The following is a 20338-nucleotide window of genomic DNA, read 5'->3' on the forward strand; positions in this document are numbered from 1 at the left end:
TCTGTCTGGTAAAATAGCGAGGTTGTTCAGCCTGAGACTGGCTTTGAGTCAATCGATAGATCTGCCTAAAGTAGACGATTTCTTACAAGAGCTGGCGACCATTCAGCAAACAGGGTCTAAACGCATCGCCTTGCTGGGGTCACGTCACGTTCCAATTACTCATCAACACTTAATTGAAATGATGAGTTATGCCTTGGTGCTATCCGGTAATCGTCTCATTACCTCCGGGGCAACAGGAACCAATTCCGCAGCGATTCGGGGTGCCATGCGGGCTGACCCAAACTTGCTGACGGTAATTCTGCCTCAAAGTTTGGAGCGCCAACCCCGCGAATCTCGCGAACAATTGGCTCAGGTGATGCACTTGGTAGAGAATCCGGAGAATGATAGTTTGACTTTGGCTGAAGCAAGTGCGCTGTGCAACCTAGAGATTGTTTCTCGCTGCCAGCAGCTAATTTGCTTTGCCTTCCATGACAGTCAGACGTTGCTCAAAACCTGTCAAGACGCTGAAGAGCAGCGCCGAATTATTACCCTGTTTTACTTTGACTAACTCTTTGTTGAGGTAAACAATGTCTCTGCCATTGCCAGTTTCAGCACTCCTGCTCTACAGCATTGCTGGGGCTGCATTGCTTATCTATATTCCCTTTCTGGTTGTCGCCTATGGTCGGCTACAGGTTGGGTATGATTCTAGAGCGCCACGAGCGGTTTTTGAGAAGTTACCTGCTTACGCTCAGAGAGCAACTTGGGCGCACCAGAACTCATTTGAATCGTTTATGTTGTTTGCGGCAGCAGCTTTGATGGCTTATGTGACGCAGCAAGATTCTATTTGGGTGACGGGAGCGGCGATCGCGTATTTGGTGGCACGGCTGCTGTTCTCGCTGTTTTACATTCTGGATATTCCGCTAGGGCGATCGCTAATGTTTGGCATTGGTACTCTGTGTATTGCCACATTGATGGGTACGAGCTTGACTTCCCTGCATTAATCTAAATTTGAACGTTTAATATTCTTTGTGGTTCTATGGCTGCTACTTCTTCATTTGATGTTGTGAGTGATTTCGATCGTCAAGAGTTGGTGAATGCGATCGATCAAACAATTCGTGAGATCAAAAGCCGCTTTGACCTAAAAGACACCAAGACGACGGTCGAGCTTGGTGAAGATGTCATTACGATTAATACAGATAGCGAGTTTACGCTGGATGCCGTTCATACGCTGCTACAAACAAAATCTGCAAAGCGTAATCTGTCGCTCAAAATCTTTGACTATGGCACCGTGGAGTCGGCGAGTGGCAACCGAGTTAGGCAGGAAATTAAGTTAAAGAAAGGAATCAGCAAAGAGATTGCAAAACAAATTTCTTTGCTGATTCGTGATGAGTTTAAGAAGGTGCAGGCATCGATTCAAGGAGATGCGGTGCGGGTGTCTGCGAAGGATAAGGATGATTTGCAGGCGGTGATTCAACGGCTAAAGCAGGAGGATTTGCCTGTGGCTTTGCAGTTTAATAATTATCGCTAGCAACTTATTTTAGATTCTTAGAATCAAATGCCTTGGGGGCGCTTGTCCCCAAACCCCCGCTGAGAGACGGTTGCATCTCTCAGGTTCCCTCCAAAAGGGTATGAATGGTTTGCTTACGGGCAGGGGGTAGAAGGTACAAGAGTTTTTAGGTGGGGCGATCGCTTTCTAGAACATCCTCTAGGGGTCGTTCTGTGGGAGCGACAAAGGGAATAGCGGTGCCTTGGTAGGGGGTTGGTTCAGGAGTAGATCCGTTTGCGCCACCTTCGGCCCAGCGCTTAGCAACTGCTACAAAATCTGACGGCATCATGATGATGGTGGTGGTGTTATTCTCGGCCCCGATTTCTGTCAGCATTTGCAAGCGTCGCAGTTCTAGGGCAGATGGATTTTCGGTAATGTTTTTGGAGGCTTCGGCTAATTTAACGGAAGCTTCTTGTTCTGCGGCTGCTTTGATGATTCGCGCCCGTTTTTCTCGAATGGCTTCGGCTTCTTTGGCCATTGCTCGTTGCATATTGGGCGGAATTTCTACGTCTTTCATTTCTACCCGCTCGATTACTACGCCCCAAGGTTCAGTGATTTCATCCACGATTTCTTGAACTTTGAAGTTAATTTTGTCGCGGTTTTGTAGCACATCATCTAAGATGTTTTGTCCTACAACATTACGTAAAGTTGTGAGGGCAATTTGATAAACTGCCATCTCATAGTTTTCAACTTTATTGATGGCTTTAGCAGGGTCGATAATTCGATAATACAAAACTGCATTTACTTTAATAGTGACACTATCAGCAGTGACAGTTTCTTGGGGTTCAATATTAACGGTTTTAGTCCGGATATCTAACTGAGATTTTTGGTCAACCCAAGGAATAATCCAATACATTCCTGGGCCTTTAACTCCCCTGATTCGACCTAGGCGGAAAATTACCCCACGCTGGTATTCCCGGTCCATTTTCAGGCCCGAAGTGGTTAAGAAGAAAAGAATACCTAAAACTAATAAGGTTTGTCCCATGATGGACTAATCCAAACTTGGATACCTGTATTCTAATCTGGGCTATTGAGAGAAAATCCCGAGAAATTGCTTAAGGATGATTGAGCGAGGCTTTCATTGTCGGAACCAGTTTAAGGAGTGAACTTGCAAAGCTCCACTTTTGATTTTGCACTGTCCTTGATTTAAGGTTGGTTAAAGGGCGCGATCGCTAGACAGCTTAATTACTCGTCCTAGATTTTGATTAATGTTGATATTTAAGGCTTTCGCAACTCTAATGCTGGAGTTAGAAATTTGGATGCCAGTATAAAATTTGTTGGCTTCTAAATTGATCGCTGCACTACCATCCCACTGGCCTAATTGAATACAAGCAGGACCATTGTAGTTACCTGGTAAACCCAGGGATGCTGAGTAGCTTAAGGAGTTGTCTGTGGCTTGAGTCAGCGTTGATGGGGCGATCGCTACAACTAAACCACCTGTGAATCCAATTAAAGCACTCAAAAATCTCATGTTGGTATTCCAAAAATTAGCTAATGAGCTAAGCTTCCCGAAATAACAACACAAATTTTTGCTCAATAAGAATAAATAGTAGACTTTTGATAAAAGAGGTATAAAGCTCTAGCGAGAGTTCCTCTAATATTCAAAAAATTGGAGCTTGAGATGAAAATAGACAAATTTCATCATGTAGCAATTACTTGCTCGGACTACGAGTAGTCCAAACATTTTTATGTAGAGATTTTAGGGTTTCCAATTATCAAAGAAACGTTTCGGGCGGAGCGTGATTCTTATAAGTTGGATTTGCAGGTGGGCGATCGCGACCAAATCGAGCTATTTTCGTTTCCTGAACCACTGACTGGGAAACGGTTTACCTTTTTTCAAGACCCGGATGGCTTACCGCTTGAACTATATGAGCACTAACCAGCGTCCTCTTGACAGGCTCCATGATCCGAGGATTCAATCTCAAATTTTTCGGCAATACTTTCCAAAATCTTAGCTTCTTGGGGTGTGACCTTGCCATTCTGACAGGCAATTTTTCGGCTCTGGGTTAATAGAGGTACGGCAAAATCGGGATTGAGTTGATTGAGCAGAAGATATAGGGGTTGGGGATTTTGCAAATTTTCGGCGATGGTCTTCAGAGATGAGGGATGCAAATTAAGCGTTTTCAGGGTCGGTAGAATTTCGTCCCAAGAGCGTTTGTCGGTTCCGGCTAAAATCATATGCACCAAAACTTGATCCATAATCGCTTGCTGAGCGATCGCCACTTGCAAATACTCTTGGCTTGCTTGCTGCACTTCAGAGAGTTTGGCGTCTGAGACATCTTCGTTGAGTTGGGCTTCGTAAAAGCGGCAAGCTGCGTAACCCAGTGAGTACAGCATGGCGGCATTTGCACTCGCCCCTACCAAGGCTCCGGCGATCGGCGTATTTCGCAGTAATCCTAGCCCCAGTTTGAGCGCACGGCCCCCACCCAAAGCCACCCCGAAAATAGCTAGAATCTCGCCTTTACGAGCTGGGTCACGCAGGTCTAAGCCATAAGCTGCGGCAATTTGGTAGACCATTTCGGCCTGCAAAGCCATGTTGGCTGCTAAGTCTACTGTCAGGAGCGCTGTGGCGATGCCCGGAATCATGCTGGTTGCCAGACCCACGCCCCCTGCATACACCGCTTTCTGCATCATGAGCGTATGGGCAATTTGGCTAGGGCTATGGTTGGGGTGCTGGCGTCGCAAGTCCTGAACGGCAGCCTCAGCTTTCGCTAAATCAACCTGATTGGTGGCATCTAGCAACCAACCCCAATTAAGGCGAGTGCCAACTTTGCGTAAAACTGGGTTATTGCCGACGAAGGCTGCGGCTTCTCCTGCCCCTTGAGTTGCCTGAGTCAAGAGTTGCTGAGTTTGCTTAGCTGTGATTTCCCCCAGTTCGACGGCAGCTTTACCCGCTTGAAGGCCAGCTTTTAGAGTCGTATGGGCGATCGCACCTCCCACTCCTGTAGCTGTGTTTCGAGCTGCCTTCCCAACTTGATTGGCCCGATTACTGACTGTATCACTCAGATTGTGCAGATTGTGAGTTACGGCTGACCACAGCGAGGCGTGTTGTTTGGCAGGAAGCTCTGCGATTCCATCCTCTGCATCTATCGGTGCATCCATCGGTAGCTTTGCCTCTGCGATCGCTTCTGGAGTATCTAGGGTAGATACAACCTCCGGAGAAGCGGTTGCACTCTGCTCAGTCGCATTTGTGGGAGGCGTATTGACGGGAGGAGTGGAAGAATTGACGGCATGATCAGTCATGATCAAGGGTGCTCCAGACGACTAAGTAGGCAAAACTGAGCATCGCTCTCACGACTGCTAGCTATATCGGCGACTCTCACAGATCTATTAAAGGCTGACCCAGACTACTTCTTCATCTCCTCTGAGTCAGAAAAAGTACGGGTTTCCTATCACTTTTGATACTCTAACTTCTGCAGTCAAATCTATTAATTTAGACAGATCCATATCCGCTCTATTCAGAATCTATTGGTTTATTGGTCCAATACTACTTGCGGTACCTGGGTAGCTTTAGCAGCATCTAATACACGACTGTCTAGTTTTTGAGCAACTTGATCTACTGAAATCACGGGTTTGTCGCCGTCAAGATACATAATCCAAAGAAACGCGCCGATTTGGTTTCGCCGGAAGACGACTAACTCGATTCGCATTGGAATAGTTTGAATGTTACTTGTAAAGCCAAAGCCCGCGATCGCATTACCAATACCGTCTAAGTTCTTCAAAGCGCCTTTGTTGGAAATTTTAATGCCAGCTGCACCCTGTTGAAATCCTTGGGCAAATTGCTCTAGAAAACCAGCTTGGCGTAGTTCTGAGTCAAAAGCAGCTTGTGCTTCTGGTGTCGATAGGGGAGTGGTGAAGCCGATGATGTATTCGAAATGTTCGGCTTCTTGAAACGCAAACAAGCTTTCAGTTTCATACCCGCCTGCCGACAAGCTTTGGCTCAGTTCTGCCAGCTCTGGTCCTGAGAGCGGCTGAAACCCAGGTGGCAAGTCTTGCAACATTAGAGTTGGTTTAGTTGGTTTGCTGTTTTGAGCTTGATCGCTCACAGGGCCATCAGCAACTAAGAGCGATCGCGGCTGAGTTTGGGCTGGCAGTGGCGTCTGAACTGGAGCTAAAAAAGCTTTGGAACTTTCAGCTTGAGCTGTTTGACCTGCCCACAGACTGCTCGTGACCACCCAAACAACAAAGAGAACAGACTTTTGCATATCAGAGAAACTTCCCGGCATTACAACAGGTGGGTGAACAATAAAAAACAGCGATCGCGCTGAGTTGCTAGACTGAGCCACTGCTATCAACTGTTAAGTTGCTTCTCAAGATACTTTTCTAGGTGTAGACAGCACAGCCTTCCCCGGTAAGTTACTTGTTGTCGTAATTTCGCTTTACAATCTTTGCATCCTGTAAGTCCGAATTCCGAATCAAACAACGGTCTATCCTAGAATTTCTATGAGCATCGGATATCTTGCCCTCGTCCTGCACGCGCACCTACCTTTTGTCAGACACCCCGAAAGTGACTACGTTCTGGAAGAAGAGTGGTTGTATGAAGCAATTATTGAAACTTACGTGCCCTTGTTGCGGGTATTCGAAGGCTTAAAACGGGATGGGGTTGACTTCAAAATCACGATGAGTATGACGCCACCCCTGGTGTCTATGCTGCGTGACCCACTATTACAGGAACGCTTTGATCACCATCTCGCCCAACTAGAAGAGTTATTAGAGAAGGAAATTGATCACAACGAGCACAACGGGCATATCCGTTACCTCGCTGAATACTACGCCAAAGAATTTAAGGAAGTTCGGCAAACCTGGGAGCACTACGATCGCGATTTAGTTAAAGGATTTAAACAGTTTCTAGATAGCAATAACTTAGAAATTATTACCTGCGGGGCAACTCACGGCTACTTCCCGCTCATGAAGATGTATCCGCAAGCCGTGTGGGCCCAAATTAAAGTCGCTTGCGAGCATTACGAAGAAAACTTCGGTCAACCGCCCAAAGGCATCTGGCTCCCAGAATGCGCCTACTACGAAGGAGTAGAGCGGATGCTGGCCGACGCAGGGCTGCGCTACTTCCTCACCGATGGTCACGGTATTCTCTACGCTCGCCCTCGGCCCCGGTTTGGCACTTATGCCCCCATCTTTACTGAAACTGGGGTCGCTGCTTTTGGACGGGATCATGAGTCTTCTCAACAAGTCTGGTCCTCAGAAGTGGGCTATCCTGGCGCACCGGAATACCGCGAGTTTTACAAAGATTTGGGCTGGGAAGCCGATTACGACTACATCAAGCCCTACATTATGCCCAACGGCCAGCGCAAGAACGTAGGCATTAAGTACCACAAGATTACTGGACGCGGTCTGGGTCTAGGGGACAAAGCTTTGTACGACCCCTATTGGGCGAAGGAAAAAGCGGCAGACCACGCCAGCAACTTTATGTTCAACCGTCAGCGTCAGGTCGAGCACTTGCATGGCATTATGCAGCGACCGCCAATCATTGTGTCACCCTATGATGCTGAACTCTTTGGTCACTGGTGGTACGAAGGTCCTTGGTTTATTGACTACCTGTTCCGCAAGTCTTGGTACGACCAGCAAACCTACCAGATGACCCACTTAGCCGACTACCTGCGCCTCAACCCAACTCAGCAAGTTTGTAAACCCTCTCAGTCAAGCTGGGGCTACAAAGGTTTCCACGAATACTGGCTAAATGAAACCAATGCCTGGATCTATCCGCATTTGCACAAAGCGGCGGAGCGGATGATTGAATTGGGCAAACGAGAGCCTGCCGATGAACTAGAGTGGCGTGCCCTCAACCAAGCCGCTCGCGAACTGCTGCTGGCACAATCTTCTGACTGGGCTTTCATTATGCGGACTGGGACAATGGTGCCCTATGCCATCCGGCGGACGCGATCGCACCTGATGCGCTTTAACAAACTCTACGACGACCTAAACCAAGGCAAAGTCGATTCAGGCTGGCTAGAAAAAGTTGAGGAGATTGACAACATCTTCCCCAGCATCAACTACCGCGCCTATCGACCGCTTTAACCAACTCGTGTAATGGCCCGAATGGATTTATCTATATCTTAATAGGGGTGGATTGAGCCATAGACCTCCAGAGTTCCAGGAGATCTGTGCATCAAATCCACCCTTTTTTAGGATGGTACTCACCTGGAACTTACTAATCTCCCTCAGGGTCTGTCTGATGAGGGAAAGACAAATTTGTATAATTGCTTTAACTTCTACTATTGCGAGTTGCTTAGAGTTGGTACGAGGCAAGCTATGAAGTTATTTCTGGGTGGACTGATTGTCAGTTTGGGACTGTGGACTTTGCCAGCGCAAGCGCAAGTCTCGAGCGCTCAGGTAAACGCACTCGTAGAAGCAATTCGACAAGCCGCTCCGCAAACCGGAACCTCTCAGGATGGTTTGTACAGCGATTGGCAAGTGCAGCCGGGAAATATCCCTCGTTGGGCAAAATTTTGTACGGGTCGAGAAGTGACTCCAGAACAATTTGGCGCTAACGCTAATACGGCGCGAACTATTATCACCTGCATCATCAAAGATGCCTTACAAGATGAGTATCCTGCGAGTGGCAATAGTGAAGCGATCGCAGTGCAACGAGTTGCCGCTTGGTGGATGACGGGCGATTCAACCCGCTACACCAACGCCGCCACCAGTCCTTATACCAACAAAGTGCTTAGTCTTTATCAGAAACTGAAGTCACCCAACGCCGCCTCTAGACCTGCGGCTGTTTCTAGGAACGCGGCTTCTACTGCTACTTCTACTTCCGCCTCCGCTACTCCTGCTAATGCCGCTTCCCCTGCTTCTCAAAACGAATATGAGCGCTACATGCAGGCTGGCTATGCCGCAACTAAGAAGGGAGACTACCCTTCAGCGCTGTTGAACTTTAAGCGAGCTGTAGATGAGCGTCCGAATGATACTTATGCTCAAAAGGCAGTTCAGAACGTGGAGGGATATCTAACCCGGAGCCGTTCTGGCTCAGCCCCTACTAACCAAAACTCTGCTCAGCCACCAGCCACCCAACCTGCGAGGAACCAAAATGGCTCCTCCCCGAAAACCTCAGGAGTGGTAGTGCCCACTCAGACAGGTGCAGCCAATAATGCGGCTCTCTCACAGAATCAAGCGGTGGGGCTGATTACGGAATGGCTGGCAGCCAAGTCACGCATTTTCGCTCCCCCCTTCGATCGGCAACCTGTGCAGCAGTTCACCACGGGAGAACTGTATGGTTCCTTGGTTAGGGACGATGGCGCGATCGCCTGGCTCAAAGACAACCAAGCTTACTACCGCTTTGGCGTGCAGAAAGTAGAGTCGGTCGAGCGATTTGTGGCTGACCAAAACAAAGCCACGGTAGAGCTAAAAATCACCGAAGACCGCACCCTGTACCGTGACGGCAAAGTTGATCCGAGCCAAACCGATTTTCAAACCAGATTGGTTCGCTATAGCTTGGAATCAATCGACGGAGCCTGGAAAATTGCCGATTATAAAACCGTGGATGGTTCAGTTTTAGAACGTGCGGTTGGCACCAACGCCCAGGACAATTAAACATAGCCGTTCCTGAAAGACTCAATGCTTATGCGACATTTGCTCAAATTAGCTGTGACTGCCGCTCTACTGGCTCACGCTCCCACAGCCTTAGCCGAAAAATGGGTCCAAGTCACCGTCAACTCAGTGGGCGATCGCTTTCTAGTAGATGCCAGTTCCATTGAAAATCGCAGCGGTAGCGTGTGGTATTGGGAGTACCGCGACTTCAAGCAGCCTAACAACGTGTTTCTAGATTCCCCAGTCAACCAACCTGTTTACGGCGCTGTAATTTACCGCTCTGTAGACTGTAAGGCAGGCACTACTCGGCTGCGACGGCTCACTGCATATGATAAGAGCCGTAAAGTGCTCCAGAAGTTTGACTATAGCGATCGCGGTAGACTCGCAAACCCTGCCACAGGCAGTAGTGCCAAAGCCGTTATTAATTACGTTTGCGCCAACGCTCCCCAAGCGGGGTAAGCACAAGATTTTATAAGACGGATGGCGATCGCTGTCCTATCAATGGGTCCTAATCAATGGGGGTTGAACTTGCTTCAGCTCCCATTTTTGCTTTGGTGCCCGAATTTGGGTCAGAGCACTTGTATCCCTTTTACTAGCAACCCTAAAATTGACCGCTTAAATTCTCCGTATTGGAGAAACTAATTGAGTTCCCCATACGTCCATAAGCTAAGAATGTCAAATGTCAACTTAGGCCAGAAATTGCGGAATTTTAGGTAATTTGTCATTGAAATCACTGAATTTCTAACCCTAGATAGTTTTAGGAACAAATTACCTCTTATAAGGTCTAGTTGATTAAGATAACGGATTTGCTTCTTGTTTTTTGGAGAACGCCCTCAATATGTCTAGCTTCAACCGTTGGCAGTCTGGAACCGCTGCATTTTTAGCGCTGAGCACCATTGCCGGAGCATCTGCCCCAATGGTTATGATGATGCCTGCTCAAGCACAAACCACTAGCTTTTCTGACGTTTCTTCTAGCTATTGGGCCGCTAGTTTTATTCGTGAACTCTCTGAGCGAGATGTCATTGCTGGATTCCCTGATGGCACCTTCCGTCCCGACGAGCCTGTAACTCGCGCTCAGTTCGCAGCCATGATCCGCAAAGCCTTTAGTCGGTCTCAAGAGCGGTCTGCTGTAAACTTTGTGGACGTGTCTCAGAGCTATTGGGCATATAGCGCGATTCAAGAAGCCTATACAACTGGCTTCTTAGCTGGCTACCCTGGTAACGTCTTCCGACCCAACCAAAATATTCCTCGTGTTCAAGTTCTGGTTTCCTTGGCAAACGGCTTAGACTACTCCGTTAGCACTGAAGTAGAAACCGTCTTGCAACAGTACTACACTGATGCAGCTGAAGTTCCCAGCTACGCTCGGAGCAGCGTCGCGGCGGCCACAGACAAGCAGATTGTGGTTAACTACCCCAACATCAGACTGCTGAATCCTAACGAAGTCGCGACCAGAGCTGAAGTTGCAGCTTTTATTTACCAAGCTTTGGTTAGCTCTGGACAAGCAACGGCCATTACCTCTCCCTATGTCGTAGGCCAGCGTCCCCCTGTCCAAACGCCAACTCAAGTCAGAATTCCTTCTGGCACCACCATTCCGGTGAAATATGGCGAAGCTGAGAGAATTTTGGTCACGCCCGATGAAACCGCGCCTTTGACCCTCACAGTCGCTCAAAACATCACCACTTCTCAAGGGACTGTACTCATTCCATCGGGAAGCCGAGTAGTCGGTGAGTTGCGCCCCGCTGAAGGTGGTTCTCAGTTCGTTGCCCGAGAACTCGTCTTGGCCAGTGGTCAGCGAATTCAACTGAATGCTAGCTCTGAAGTAATCACCACGACCGAAGAGGTGCGTAAGGGCGCTAGTGCGGGCACCATCGTCAAGGATGCTGCTTTGGGTGCTGCTGCTGCCGCAGCGGTGGCTGCTGTGACTGGAGACCGAGCGATCGCCACGGAAGAAGTGTTGGGTGGTGCTGGCATCGGTGGTCTAATCGGGCTCTTCCTAGGCCGCGATCGCGTTACCTTGATTCGAGTCGATCCCAACCAAGACCTGAATCTAACGCTGAACTCTGATTTGGTTCTCCCCACAGGTTCTACCAATCAGTAAGCTCAATTAGCGCCATAGTTAAACTGCAAACATTTCAGTTTGACTTAAGCACTCCAATTTAGATACGCAACTTCCCACTCAACCAAACAGCGATCGCGACCTTCGTAGTTGCGATCGTTTTTGTTTAGCAGCTTTTTGTTTGAGGGCTTTTTTAGGCGGCTTTGGCCGTTGAAGCGAGCGGTAACCAAACGACAAAAGCGGTTCCTGGTCCCACCGTCACGGGAAGAGGCCGCACAAAATGCACAATGCTAGTTTGCTGCGCGGGGCTAAACACTTGAATCTCGCCTTGCATTTGCTGCACCAAATCATGGGCGATCGCTAAGCCCAACCCAGTCCCCGGAATCCCAGTCTGGGCTTGTACCCCCCGGTAGTGTCGCTCAAACAAATGCGCCAGATCTTGAGGAGGAATCCCTGGTCCTGTATCCCAGATAGCGATGCCTAACCAGTCAGCATGGCTGCGGGGTAGGGGCACAGACCAGCCTGTACTGACTTCCACATAGACTTGCCCTTGCGCAGGTGTGTATTTCAGGGCATTGTCCAGTAGGTTACTTAATACTTCTCGGAGCGCCTTGGCATTGGCTTTCACCCAAGGCAAGTCAGATGGAATATGGGTATACAGTGCTAGTTCTCGTTCTTGGGCGATCGCGCTAGCCGAAGCAACCAAAGGCTCTAGGATACTAGCGATCGCGCAGTGCTCTAGCTTGAGATTGGCACCTGTCAGAAATCCAGCCGCAGGCAGTAAAGGCACAGAAGGCCCGGATCGAATACTACTGGCTCGATTGACACTTGACTCAGAGCGGTCAATGGCAAAGTCAACCGACGACTCAAACTGTGAACTGGCAGGCACAGCGGTATTGGGTGGTGTAGAGCTATCTGTCTGAGCAGGAGCGAGTGTTAAAGGCGTTGAATCAGCTCTACCCAAATCAATGGCTTGATCGAACTGTTGTAACAACTCCTGTAAGCGATCGCTCTCCCGCACAATACTACTGGCCACATCCCGGTTTGGGTCTCCGGTGCTAAGGCGTCGCAGCAAGAGCTTGCCGAAGGTTCGCATTGCCGTTAAAGGATTGCGAAACTGATGTAACAAGGTGTCGAACAGATTATATTGCTGAGCCTGGAGCCGCCGCTGTTGATGCTGTTCCCGTTCTAGCCATTGACTGCGTTGGTCTAAGACACAGCCCAACGCTAAGGTATGGGCCACTTGTTCAATTTGCGATCGCTCTTGTTCACTCCAAGCGCGATCGTCTCGCTCGGTCACGAGCAATCCCATCACCATGCCCTCATGCATTAAAGGCAGTACAACTTGGCGTTGGTGCTGTAAAGCCTCGTTATGGAATTGTTTTGGATTGGAGCCAACTTCATCCTCTGCCAAGAACGGTGGGCTTAAAGCAGCCTGAGTAGGCATAGCGGGGCTAGCATCTGCCGCTAGCAAGCGTGGCAGTGTTGCTTCTGCGGCAGGCAATAAAAAGTGCTCATCATCCCAAGCAGCAGCGCTCTCAGGATAAGCCACCACTGGAATTAGCTTGGCTTCAGTGCCATCTGCCATTTCTTCGGTCAGGTAAACCACGCTGAGCGAAGCTCCTAACCCCTGGGTCAAGAGCTCTACCTGAGCGCGACAAAGCGCCACAAATTCTGAGCTAGTAGGTATCAGCATGCAGACAGTCGCAGATGGTTTACCTCAAAACAAACCCTTCTACATTCCCTGAACTAACACTCCGTTGTTGGGCATGTTTTGCCACCATATACATCTATCTATCGGCTCTTTATGAGTTTCTAGCCTAGTTTTGTGTTTTTAATATAAAGAATTTTAAATTCTTATTAAGATTATCAGGCATTCATCTGGCTGATAGGACCTTTCAAAAGGTCTATCTAGTCTTTGTTGAAGCCAGTTGTAGAGTTTTGTATCAACGACTTAAAAGAAGTTGAAATTTTGAACTCAAGCCGATATACTTGCGACGGTTTTGTAACTATCACTACACCTGTCGGCAGAAAGAGGAGGTATCGAGATTGGCCAGGAGACGCAAGCGCAAAAGTCGTCGTCGCCTAGAAGGGCGCAGGATTCTGGAGTTAGTGCCTCAGTTTAGCATTGAAAGTGGCGAAGAAAAACCAGTTACAGCTGCTCGAAAATTCATTCAAGCACAAGCTATTCTTCCCCCAGCTTTGCTACTTGTAAGGCGGAACGAGCATACCACGGACCGGTACTTCTGGGCTGAAAAAGGGCTCTTCAGTGCGCAGTATGTCGAAGAGAACCATTTCTTGTTTCCCAGTTTGAGAGTATTGATTGGTGATACAGAAGATGCACCTGTGGCTGTCACCAGTCACTAAAGCTCAATTGGTCGAGCTTGCAAATGAGTCTGTTGGGAACATTTAATACTTTGCTGACACGGGAAATCAGTTGGACTGATATAAACAAGGACCCCACTCAAACCACAACGTTTGAATGGGGTCATTTGATTTAGCTCTCAAGCTTTCTCTAGATATTAGGGCGCAGGAGAAGCGAATTAATCACAAGCTCTTAAGTTAAGGGCTCGCTGCAATTCAGCCAATTCATCTCGATGAGCTGTGACTGTAACGCGGCTCCAAGATTGAGACTCTTCTGATTCAAGGGGTTCAATCTTAAGGGAAACTTGTTCTGGACGCTTCGCTTTTTGCCAGTAAAAGAAGCCTGCTAAAGGTGCCAGAAGCACGGTCCCTAGAAAAATCTGTGTCAGTCCAGGCAAAAGCATTGACAGTACTAGAGCCAGACACAAAATGCCTGCAGCAGCCAATATCGTTAAGAAGACGGCCAAAAACCAGCTAGGCCGTACCACGCCTTGAAATGTTACTTGGTTTTGGGCTGGATCGAGGGCTGCAACTTTGTAGGCGCGTTGGTCAAAGTATTGTTGCACTCGGTTGAGTAACGATTCCTCTGCCTGTTCTGCAATCAGTTGTACTGCTCGCGTTCTGTCTTTGACGGAAGCTCGAATGAAAAACATGAGACCCACCACCATCAGTAAGGTCATCACGAATATAGATGGCAGAATGGCAGCGTTCATAAAGATGGGGTAGGAACAACAAACGATATCCCTATACTTTACATAAGTATAGAAAGGTTTTAATCTGCTTCTAGTTGGTAGTAGGTGAGACCGCACAACCTTAGCTCTGTTTGGGACTAGCGCGATCGCAGCCTTACGACAGATTCTAGGAACTACGGCCCACCAAGCTTAGTTGTTGTCACCGGGTGGCAACTTGCCAGTTGCATATCCTTGCCAGAGACGAGATAATTCTTGAGCCCGCTCAGACCACTCTGGACGAATTTGATACATCCGGCGTGGCCGTCCGCGTCCTTCTACCTTGCGCCAATAACCCTGGATGGCTCCTTCATCCTCCAGAAATTTGAGAGCGCTATAAAGGACTGTATCTGAGAGACGGTAGGTGCGATACTCGTTCTCTAAAAGTTGAATCAACTCGGTTCCGTAAGAATCCCCTCGCTGCAATACTGACAGGACGTAACAAACGGCGAGTTCTTTATTGAGATAGATCGGTGGGGGATCTTGAAAAAACTGGTAGATATCTTCAAATCGCATGGTTAAACCCATAATTAATCAATCCACTTTAAAGCTAGGGTGTTGACGTTACAGTCTTAGACAACAGCAATAGCGCAAGAGTGCCAACCCATCTGATTAGTCCTCTGTTGCTATCTATTTGCCCTTAGTTGGTGTAAGCCTGTGGTGCCTAAACTCGTGGCTAGTTTCTAGAACAGTGAGCTTGGCATGACTTAAAGGAGAGTAGATGCATATTCTCGAAAAGCTCTAGATAGTGCCGTTAACTCTCACACTAGATTCAGAGAGTCATGTTGAATTTAGCTTGGTAATTACAGACTAGAGTGCCCGTCCTTCATCCCCTCTACTCAAGTAATTAGAGGGCGTAATATTAATTCTAGACATTTAATTCTGAGTTCGTCTGCCAGATTTTCATCAGATTTCACCTTTCATCCAAATGGATGATCTGCATGGATTAAAATCTGAGGAGCAACTAAGGGTATAGGCGAGGTTAAGGATAGCAATTAGGGTTGCAGAACAGAGAAATAGGCTGGATTAGAGCGATCGCTTGTAGGCAATTCATCACTTTGCGACTCTTAGCCCAAGGTCGTTAAAACAATTCTTTTGACCTACGCCACAAATGGCTGAGCCTGATAACAAATAAAGTTATGCTTTAGTTACCTTGGATAGATGAACATCCAGGTTATTACGCCCGTTTAGAGCATCATGTTGAATCAGCCAGACTCTTCTGCAATTCCTCCTGCAATTCGTCAAATTGCCACTAACTTCCGCTGGACTGGCTGGATTAGCCTCAGCATCCAAGCAGTCTTAGGGGTTGTTTCTACCGGGGTTTTAATTCTGGCTAGCTTTAGCGGTCGAGCTGGAGCAGCTTCCAATGCCACGCGAGCGGGGACTGGCTTTGGCATTTTCTTTGCTGTCTGTGGATTGGTGGCTTTAGGGATCAGTATCTACTGGTCATTTCGATATGTGCGGATCTCTCGTCAACTACGAGCGCCTAATACTAGCCTGCGCCCTAGTAAGGCAGATACGATTCAACTTTTGCAACTTGGCATTGTGCTCAATCTGGTCGGCATGTTGTTGACCATTGTAGGAGCGGAGGCCATCGTCGGTGGCTTGATTGCCCGAGCGATCGCCCAGCCTCAAAATTCTCCTCTTTTATATGGTGTAAATAATATTCCGACTATTCAGCCCCTCGACTTTTTTGTGGTGCAAGCTAACACAAATACGATCGCGGGTCACTTTGCGGGACTAGTTTCTTCTTTTTGGCTGCTAAATCGGGTTAATCGCTAGAAATTCTCAGAGTTAGGGGTGGCGGTACCTAGGCCAAGATTTGCTCAATCATCCGGTTGGCTTGTGATTCGTAGCTGCCGCCAAAAAGATTGAAGTGGTTCAAGACGTGGTAGAGGTTGTAGAGCGTTTTTCGCTGTTTGTAGCCTGCCTCTAGAGGCCAAGCTTGGTTGTAGCCTTGGTAGAACTCCGGTGGAAAGCCCCCAAATAGTTCGGTCATGGCGATGTCTACCTCGCGATCGCCAAAATAGGTAGCAGGATCAAAAATCACAGGTTCGCCAGTTGCAGCCACCGCAGCGTTACCCGACCATAAGTCTCCATGCACGAGAGCAGGTGGCGGCTGGTGATTGGCTAGCAGTTCAGGAATAGCAGCTAGTAGCCGATCCTGCCTTGGAAAGTGCCCTCCCCGTCGCTGAGCTAGTTTTAACTGATAACCAATGCGGTGTTGAGTAAAAAATTCTGCCCAATCTTTTGTCCAAGGATTGATTTGGGACGTGGAACCAATGGTGTTAGGGCGATCCCAACCGAAACCCACTGGACTGGTTACTTGGTGCATGGCAGCTAACTGGCGGCCCATTGCTTCCCAAGACTGGCGATCGCCCCGTCCCAACTCAATCCACTCCAAAACTATATAAGCGGAGTTTTCTGCCACGCCCCAACAAATCGGTTCAGGAACCCGGATCGTCGGCTGGATTCGCATTTGTTGCAGCCCTAAAGCCTCGGCCTCGAACATAGTAACCTGGGCCGCTTGATTTAACTTGACAAAGTAAGTACAAGCAGTTGGGTCGGATGATTTGTCAGAGCTAGGATTGCCCTTCAGATAACCCTGTAGAGCGTAGCCTTGGTTAATACAACCGCCCCCTACAGAGCGCTGATTGCTGACTTGGAATTCGTATCCTGTGGCTTGAGTGATCTGGGCAGCGATGGTCGTCCACATAACGCTGATTAGAGTCTGATTTAAGCAGCAGGTTTCAGTACCACTACTCCGTAAGCATCGGTGGATAGGTAGCGCTGGGCCGAGGCTTGCAAACTGACCGCATCCAACGCTTGAATGTGCGCGGGGTAGTTGAGGGCTGGAGCCAAATCTCCCACCATTGCTTGGTAGTAGCCATACAAGCTGGCGCGATCGCTGGGGGTTTCGTTGCCAAAGATGAACCGATTCGCCACTTGAGTCCGAACGCGGGCAATTTCTGCTTCGGTGACGGGCTCAGTTTGAATTCGACGGATATGGTCGGCGATCGCGGCTTCTACGACTGGAATGTTTTCTGCTGGCAACTGGGCCGAGATATAGAAGGCTCCCTGCATCTCAAAGGTGATGTTGCTGGCAGCAATGCTGGTGACCAGTCCTTTCTCTTCTCGCAAGTCGCGGATCAAGCGAGCCGTGCGGCCTTGACCCAAAATGGTCGCCAAGATATCCAGCGCATAGGTTTCTTGGAGATCGGCTAATCCAGGGGCGCGCCACGCCATTACCAAACGAGCTTGCTGCAAGCTATCATCTACGACTTCTTGCCGCACAATTCGGTCAAAGGCAGGCTCTAGGCTGTAGCTGGGCAAATCATGGAGAGAAGATTGAGCAGCGATCGCGGGCCGATGCGCTTGCACCTGAGCGAGGGATGTTTCCACAATCTGGATCAGCTCCTCTACAGGCAAATTGCCTACCACTGCCGCAGTCATCGAGTGGGGCTGATAATGCTGGGTGTGGAAATCCCGCATTTGCTGGGGAGTTAGTTGCTCGATCACTGAACTAGGGCCAAGCACGGGACGGCGATAAGGTAACTTCTCAAAAGCGACTTCCATCGCTTTGGCAAAAGTACGGCGACGCGGATTATCGTCTGAGCGGCGAATTTCCTCTAAAATCACTGATCGCTCTCGCTCAAAGGCTTCATCTGCGATTTCTGCATTCAGCACCACATCCATTTGTAAAGGTGCTAGCTCGGCAAAGTCTTTGGGAGCCGTCGTGATGTAGTAGTGAGTGTAGTCTTGGCTGGTGGCAGCGTTCGTCACTGCGCCCCGCTCCTCTATCAAGCGCTCAAATTCTCCACTTGCTAGCTGCGCGGTTCCCTTGAACACCATGTGCTCTAGAAAATGGGCCATGCCATTGATGGCGTCAGTCTCAATCGCTGAGCCTACATTCAGCCAGAGGTTGAGGTTGACCGCTTCAATCGGTAGCTGCTCTGCAACGATCGTCAGGCCATTCGCTAAGCGACGAACCGTGGGTGCGTTCAGTCGGGGAGCCTGGGGCGATTTGATCAGGGTTGGGGTCATGAATCTTCCGAACAAGCTGAGTTCTTCATCTATCTTAGTAAGCGCAGGAGTGCTGTTAGCTAAATGATTACAAGTCCACAACAATTCGTGAAATTGCTAGTGGAGCTGAAGCGATCGCTAAGCAGAACGAAACCAACACTAAAGAAACTGCATGAAATTCGACATGGCATCCGCCAAGCAGCAGCCAAAACCACGACGGTAAGAAGATGCAATGGCCGTCTGAGCGATTCGGTGTGAGTCTAACAAACCCTGAGTTTAATTGGGGTTCAATTTGGGCAACCATTTCTACCGCCACTATAGTCTGAGCACCGTCTGAGAACTGAGCCGTTTCTTCAAGATTCCATGTAGAAACGATTTGTATTTGTTGAAGTTGGTTTGCTGCACTGCCTCTAATGCGTTATCAGCAGGGCGATCGCTGGTTTTAATGCGAGTTCAAGGCGGCAGTTCAAAACACCCTTTCGTTCCGGAAAAAACAGCACCCGCCTATAATTTATTAAGAAATATAAAGAAGTTAAGAATTTGCGTTTATGGGCAGCAAGGGCGATCGCGTGGTTGTGGTAGGAGCAGGCATTGGTGGTCTGACGACAGCCGCATTACTGGCTCATCGTGGTTATCAAGTTCTTGTTTTAGACCAAGCGTTAGTGCCGGGAGGCTGTGCTTCTACCTTTAAGCGTCGCGGCTTTACCTTTGATGTGGGAGCGACTCAAGTTGCGGGGCTAGAGCCAGGCGGCATTCATCATCGGATTTTTAGTGAGCTAGAAATTGAGCCTCCGGAGGCAACATCCTGCGACCCTGCCTGTGCCGTTTTGCTTCCGGGTGAAACTGAACCGATTCATGTTTGGCGCGATCCAGACCAGTGGCGAGCTGAGCGACAGCGACAATTTCCGGGCAGCGAACCGTTTTGGCAACTTTTAGCTGATTTGTTTCGCTACAGTTGGGCGTTCCAAGGGCGCGACCCAATTTTGCCGCCCCGCAATATTTGGGATTTTTGGCAGCTCACCAAAGCAGTACGGCCTGATACGCTTCTAACTTTGCCCCATACTTTTTCGACCGTGGGGGATGCGCTGCGTGGCTATCGCTTAGCTGATAACTTGCGGCTACGAACTTTCTTAGATTTGCAACTGAAGCTTTACTCCCAAGTAGATGCAGAGAACACAGCTCTGCTTTACGCGGCCACGGCTTTGGGGGTCTCTCAAGCGCCCCACGGGTTGTTTCACTTACAGGGCAGTATGCAGGTGCTTAGCGATCGCCTAGTGCAAGCTCTAGAGCGAGATGGGGGCCGTTTACTGATGCGCCACAGCGTCGAGCAAATTCACGTAGAAGCGGGGGTGGTGAAGGCAGTCACGATTCGCAACCAGAAAACCAATGACGTTTGGACAGAACCCGCTGATCAGGTGGTGGCAAATGTCACGGTGCAAAACTTGGTGCCGCTGCTGAGCGAAGCCATTCCTTCGGGTTACCAACAACGAGTTGATAAATTGCCTCAAGCGTCTGGAGCGTTTGTGATTTATCTCGGCGTGGAGCAAAGTGCCATTCCTGACGGATGCCCGCCCCATCTTCAGTTTCTCTACGATTACGATGGGCCAATTGGGGAAAATAACTCGTTGTTTGTCTCGGTGAGCCATCCTGGGGATGGCCGTGCCCCAGAAGGCCAGGCTACTATCGTGGCTTCTTCTTTTACCGATCCGACGCTGTGGTGGCAGTGCCCCGACTATGAAAGCTTGAAGCAGCAATATACCGAAACGGCGATCGCTCGGCTGGGTCAATTCTTCCACTTCACCCCAGAGCGCATCCTGCACCAAGAATCGGCCACGCCCCGAACTTTTGCCCACTACACCGGACGCGAACAGGGCATTGTGGGTGGGATTGGGCAGCGAGTCAGCACCTTTGGCCCTTTTGGGTTTGCCAATCGCACGCCGATTCAGAAGCTTTGGTTAGTAGGTGACTCCACTCATCCAGGCGAGGGCACCGCAGGAGTTAGTTACTCAGCCCTGACAGTTGTTCGGCAAATTGAGGCAAACTCAGAGAAGGGCAGGCCGTGAGCTTGCCATGATTTCTCTGGCGATCGCGAATTCC

At 49.1% G+C, this 20338-nt stretch carries 21 protein-coding genes; 12 read left to right on the forward strand and 9 right to left on the reverse strand.

The window, feature by feature from the left end:
* Positions 1–43 precede the first annotated feature (43 nt).
* Genes NDA01_RS05470 through NDA01_RS05480 form a run of 3 tightly spaced genes read left to right on the forward strand, consistent with a single transcriptional unit; the run spans position 44 to position 1507 of the window.
* Positions 44–547 (forward strand): DNA recombination-mediator protein A, encoded by a 504-nt coding sequence (locus tag NDA01_RS05470; protein ID WP_190431271.1) that lies wholly within the window; start codon positions 44–46, stop codon positions 545–547.
* Between the two features lie 19 nt (positions 548–566).
* A complete protein-coding gene (locus NDA01_RS05475; RefSeq protein ID WP_348227152.1) occupies positions 567–980 on the forward strand; it encodes an MAPEG family protein in 414 nt (137 codons plus the stop codon).
* A gap of 35 nt (positions 981–1015) precedes the next feature.
* A complete protein-coding gene (locus tag NDA01_RS05480; protein ID WP_190554419.1) occupies positions 1016–1507 on the forward strand; it encodes a YajQ family cyclic di-GMP-binding protein in 492 nt (163 codons plus the stop codon).
* Positions 1508–1652: 145 nt separating this feature from the next.
* Here NDA01_RS05480 and NDA01_RS05485 read toward each other — a convergent pair whose 3' ends face one another.
* Together NDA01_RS05485 and NDA01_RS05490 are read right to left on the reverse strand one after the other, a co-directional pair.
* Positions 1653–2510: a slipin family protein gene (locus NDA01_RS05485; RefSeq protein WP_348227153.1), complete on the reverse strand. Its 858-nt coding sequence runs from the start codon at positions 2508–2510 to the stop codon at positions 1653–1655.
* Positions 2511–2681: 171 nt separating this feature from the next.
* Positions 2682–2996: a hypothetical protein gene (locus tag NDA01_RS05490; protein WP_348227154.1), complete on the reverse strand. Its 315-nt coding sequence runs from the start codon at positions 2994–2996 to the stop codon at positions 2682–2684.
* Between the two features lie 282 nt (positions 2997–3278).
* Here NDA01_RS05490 and NDA01_RS31845 point away from each other — a divergent pair, with 282 nt between their 5' ends.
* Entirely contained in the window at positions 3279–3404 is a 126-nt protein-coding gene (locus tag NDA01_RS31845; protein ID WP_431193324.1) for a hypothetical protein, read from the forward strand.
* Here the strand turns inward: NDA01_RS31845 and NDA01_RS05500 are convergent.
* Complete coding sequence (locus NDA01_RS05500) at positions 3401–4768, reverse strand: EcsC family protein (RefSeq protein ID WP_348227155.1); 1368 nt, start codon at positions 4766–4768, stop codon at positions 3401–3403. The two genes, NDA01_RS31845 and NDA01_RS05500, sit on opposite strands and share 4 nt — an antisense overlap.
* A gap of 230 nt (positions 4769–4998) precedes the next feature.
* Positions 4999–5811 (reverse strand): hypothetical protein, encoded by an 813-nt coding sequence (locus tag NDA01_RS05505; protein ID WP_348227156.1) that lies wholly within the window; start codon positions 5809–5811, stop codon positions 4999–5001.
* Between the two features lie 157 nt (positions 5812–5968).
* Between NDA01_RS05505 and NDA01_RS05510 the strand changes: the two genes are divergently transcribed.
* The 4 genes from NDA01_RS05510 to NDA01_RS05525 all read left to right on the forward strand — a co-directional run bounded on the left by NDA01_RS05510 (position 5969) and on the right by NDA01_RS05525 (position 11168).
* The gene (locus NDA01_RS05510) at positions 5969–7558 is read left to right on the forward strand and encodes a glycoside hydrolase family 57 protein (protein WP_190431264.1); all 1590 of its coding nucleotides are present in this window, start codon (positions 5969–5971) and stop codon (positions 7556–7558) included.
* Between the two features lie 234 nt (positions 7559–7792).
* Positions 7793–9073 (forward strand): ARC6/PARC6 family protein, encoded by a 1281-nt coding sequence (locus tag NDA01_RS05515; RefSeq protein ID WP_348227157.1) that lies wholly within the window; start codon positions 7793–7795, stop codon positions 9071–9073.
* Between the two features lie 24 nt (positions 9074–9097).
* On the forward strand, positions 9098–9529 hold the full coding sequence (locus tag NDA01_RS05520; protein ID WP_242016724.1) for a surface-adhesin E family protein: 432 nt from the start codon (positions 9098–9100) through the stop codon (positions 9527–9529).
* Between the two features lie 379 nt (positions 9530–9908).
* Positions 9909–11168, forward strand: coding sequence for an S-layer homology domain-containing protein (locus NDA01_RS05525; RefSeq protein ID WP_190431262.1), 1260 nt, complete (start codon positions 9909–9911; stop codon positions 11166–11168).
* Between the two features lie 151 nt (positions 11169–11319).
* On the opposite strand, the gene NDA01_RS05530 is transcribed toward NDA01_RS05525, so the two are convergent.
* Complete coding sequence (locus NDA01_RS05530; protein WP_348227158.1) at positions 11320–12822, reverse strand: GAF domain-containing sensor histidine kinase; 1503 nt, start codon at positions 12820–12822, stop codon at positions 11320–11322.
* A gap of 353 nt (positions 12823–13175) precedes the next feature.
* Here NDA01_RS05530 and NDA01_RS05535 point away from each other — a divergent pair, with 353 nt between their 5' ends.
* Positions 13176–13493, forward strand: a complete 318-nt coding sequence (locus tag NDA01_RS05535) for a DUF3155 domain-containing protein (protein WP_190431260.1) — start codon at positions 13176–13178, stop codon at positions 13491–13493.
* 176 nt (positions 13494–13669) lie between these two features.
* Here NDA01_RS05535 and NDA01_RS05540 read toward each other — a convergent pair whose 3' ends face one another.
* Positions 13670–14203, reverse strand: a complete 534-nt coding sequence (locus NDA01_RS05540; RefSeq protein WP_348227159.1) for a cofactor assembly of complex C subunit B — start codon at positions 14201–14203, stop codon at positions 13670–13672.
* Positions 14204–14371: 168 nt separating this feature from the next.
* Positions 14372–14734, reverse strand: a complete 363-nt coding sequence (locus NDA01_RS05545; protein WP_348227160.1) for a PadR family transcriptional regulator — start codon at positions 14732–14734, stop codon at positions 14372–14374.
* A gap of 681 nt (positions 14735–15415) precedes the next feature.
* Between NDA01_RS05545 and NDA01_RS05550 the strand changes: the two genes are divergently transcribed.
* Positions 15416–16000: a DUF3611 family protein gene (locus NDA01_RS05550; RefSeq protein ID WP_190431258.1), complete on the forward strand. Its 585-nt coding sequence runs from the start codon at positions 15416–15418 to the stop codon at positions 15998–16000.
* Positions 16001–16028: 28 nt separating this feature from the next.
* Here the strand turns inward: NDA01_RS05550 and NDA01_RS05555 are convergent, their stop codons facing one another.
* Entirely contained in the window at positions 16029–16934 is a 906-nt protein-coding gene (locus tag NDA01_RS05555) for a fructosamine kinase family protein (protein WP_348227161.1), read from the reverse strand.
* A gap of 20 nt (positions 16935–16954) precedes the next feature.
* Positions 16955–18262 (reverse strand): M16 family metallopeptidase, encoded by a 1308-nt coding sequence (locus NDA01_RS05560; RefSeq protein WP_348227162.1) that lies wholly within the window; start codon positions 18260–18262, stop codon positions 16955–16957.
* A gap of 63 nt (positions 18263–18325) precedes the next feature.
* Between NDA01_RS05560 and NDA01_RS05565 the strand changes: the two genes are divergently transcribed.
* Positions 18326–18499 carry a hypothetical protein gene (locus tag NDA01_RS05565; RefSeq protein ID WP_190431255.1) on the forward strand — a complete coding sequence of 58 codons (174 nt, stop codon included), beginning with the start codon at positions 18326–18328 and terminating at the stop codon, positions 18497–18499.
* Positions 18500–18789: 290 nt separating this feature from the next.
* Positions 18790–20304: a C-3',4' desaturase CrtD gene (gene crtD / locus NDA01_RS05570; protein WP_348227163.1), complete on the forward strand. Its 1515-nt coding sequence runs from the start codon at positions 18790–18792 to the stop codon at positions 20302–20304.
* Positions 20305–20338 lie beyond the last annotated feature (34 nt).

The organism is Trichocoleus desertorum AS-A10, from assembly GCF_039962155.1.
In the GTDB taxonomy this organism is placed as follows: domain Bacteria; phylum Cyanobacteriota; class Cyanobacteriia; order FACHB-46; family FACHB-46; genus Trichocoleus.

Coding starts and splice junctions, on each gene's coding strand:
- NDA01_RS05475 (WP_348227152.1), top strand. CDS start 567: ATGTCTCTGCCATTGCCAGTTTCAGCACTCCTGCTCTACAGCATTGCT.
- NDA01_RS05480 (WP_190554419.1), top strand. CDS start 1,016: ATGGCTGCTACTTCTTCATTTGATGTTGTGAGTGATTTCGATCGTCAA.
- NDA01_RS05485 (WP_348227153.1), bottom strand. CDS start 2,510: ATGGGACAAACCTTATTAGTTTTAGGTATTCTTTTCTTCTTAACCACT.
- NDA01_RS05490 (WP_348227154.1), bottom strand. CDS start 2,996: ATGAGATTTTTGAGTGCTTTAATTGGATTCACAGGTGGTTTAGTTGTA.
- NDA01_RS05500 (WP_348227155.1), bottom strand. CDS start 4,768: ATGACTGATCATGCCGTCAATTCTTCCACTCCTCCCGTCAATACGCCT.
- NDA01_RS05510 (WP_190431264.1), top strand. CDS start 5,969: ATGAGCATCGGATATCTTGCCCTCGTCCTGCACGCGCACCTACCTTTT.
- NDA01_RS05515 (WP_348227157.1), top strand. CDS start 7,793: ATGAAGTTATTTCTGGGTGGACTGATTGTCAGTTTGGGACTGTGGACT.
- NDA01_RS05520 (WP_242016724.1), top strand. CDS start 9,098: ATGCTTATGCGACATTTGCTCAAATTAGCTGTGACTGCCGCTCTACTG.
- NDA01_RS05525 (WP_190431262.1), top strand. CDS start 9,909: ATGTCTAGCTTCAACCGTTGGCAGTCTGGAACCGCTGCATTTTTAGCG.
- NDA01_RS05530 (WP_348227158.1), bottom strand. CDS start 12,822: ATGCTGATACCTACTAGCTCAGAATTTGTGGCGCTTTGTCGCGCTCAG.
- NDA01_RS05540 (WP_348227159.1), bottom strand. CDS start 14,203: ATGAACGCTGCCATTCTGCCATCTATATTCGTGATGACCTTACTGATG.
- NDA01_RS05545 (WP_348227160.1), bottom strand. CDS start 14,734: ATGCGATTTGAAGATATCTACCAGTTTTTTCAAGATCCCCCACCGATC.
- NDA01_RS05550 (WP_190431258.1), top strand. CDS start 15,416: ATGTTGAATCAGCCAGACTCTTCTGCAATTCCTCCTGCAATTCGTCAA.
- NDA01_RS05555 (WP_348227161.1), bottom strand. CDS start 16,934: ATGTGGACGACCATCGCTGCCCAGATCACTCAAGCCACAGGATACGAA.
- NDA01_RS05560 (WP_348227162.1), bottom strand. CDS start 18,262: ATGACCCCAACCCTGATCAAATCGCCCCAGGCTCCCCGACTGAACGCA.
- NDA01_RS05565 (WP_190431255.1), top strand. CDS start 18,326: ATGATTACAAGTCCACAACAATTCGTGAAATTGCTAGTGGAGCTGAAG.
- crtD (WP_348227163.1), top strand. CDS start 18,790: ATGGGCAGCAAGGGCGATCGCGTGGTTGTGGTAGGAGCAGGCATTGGT.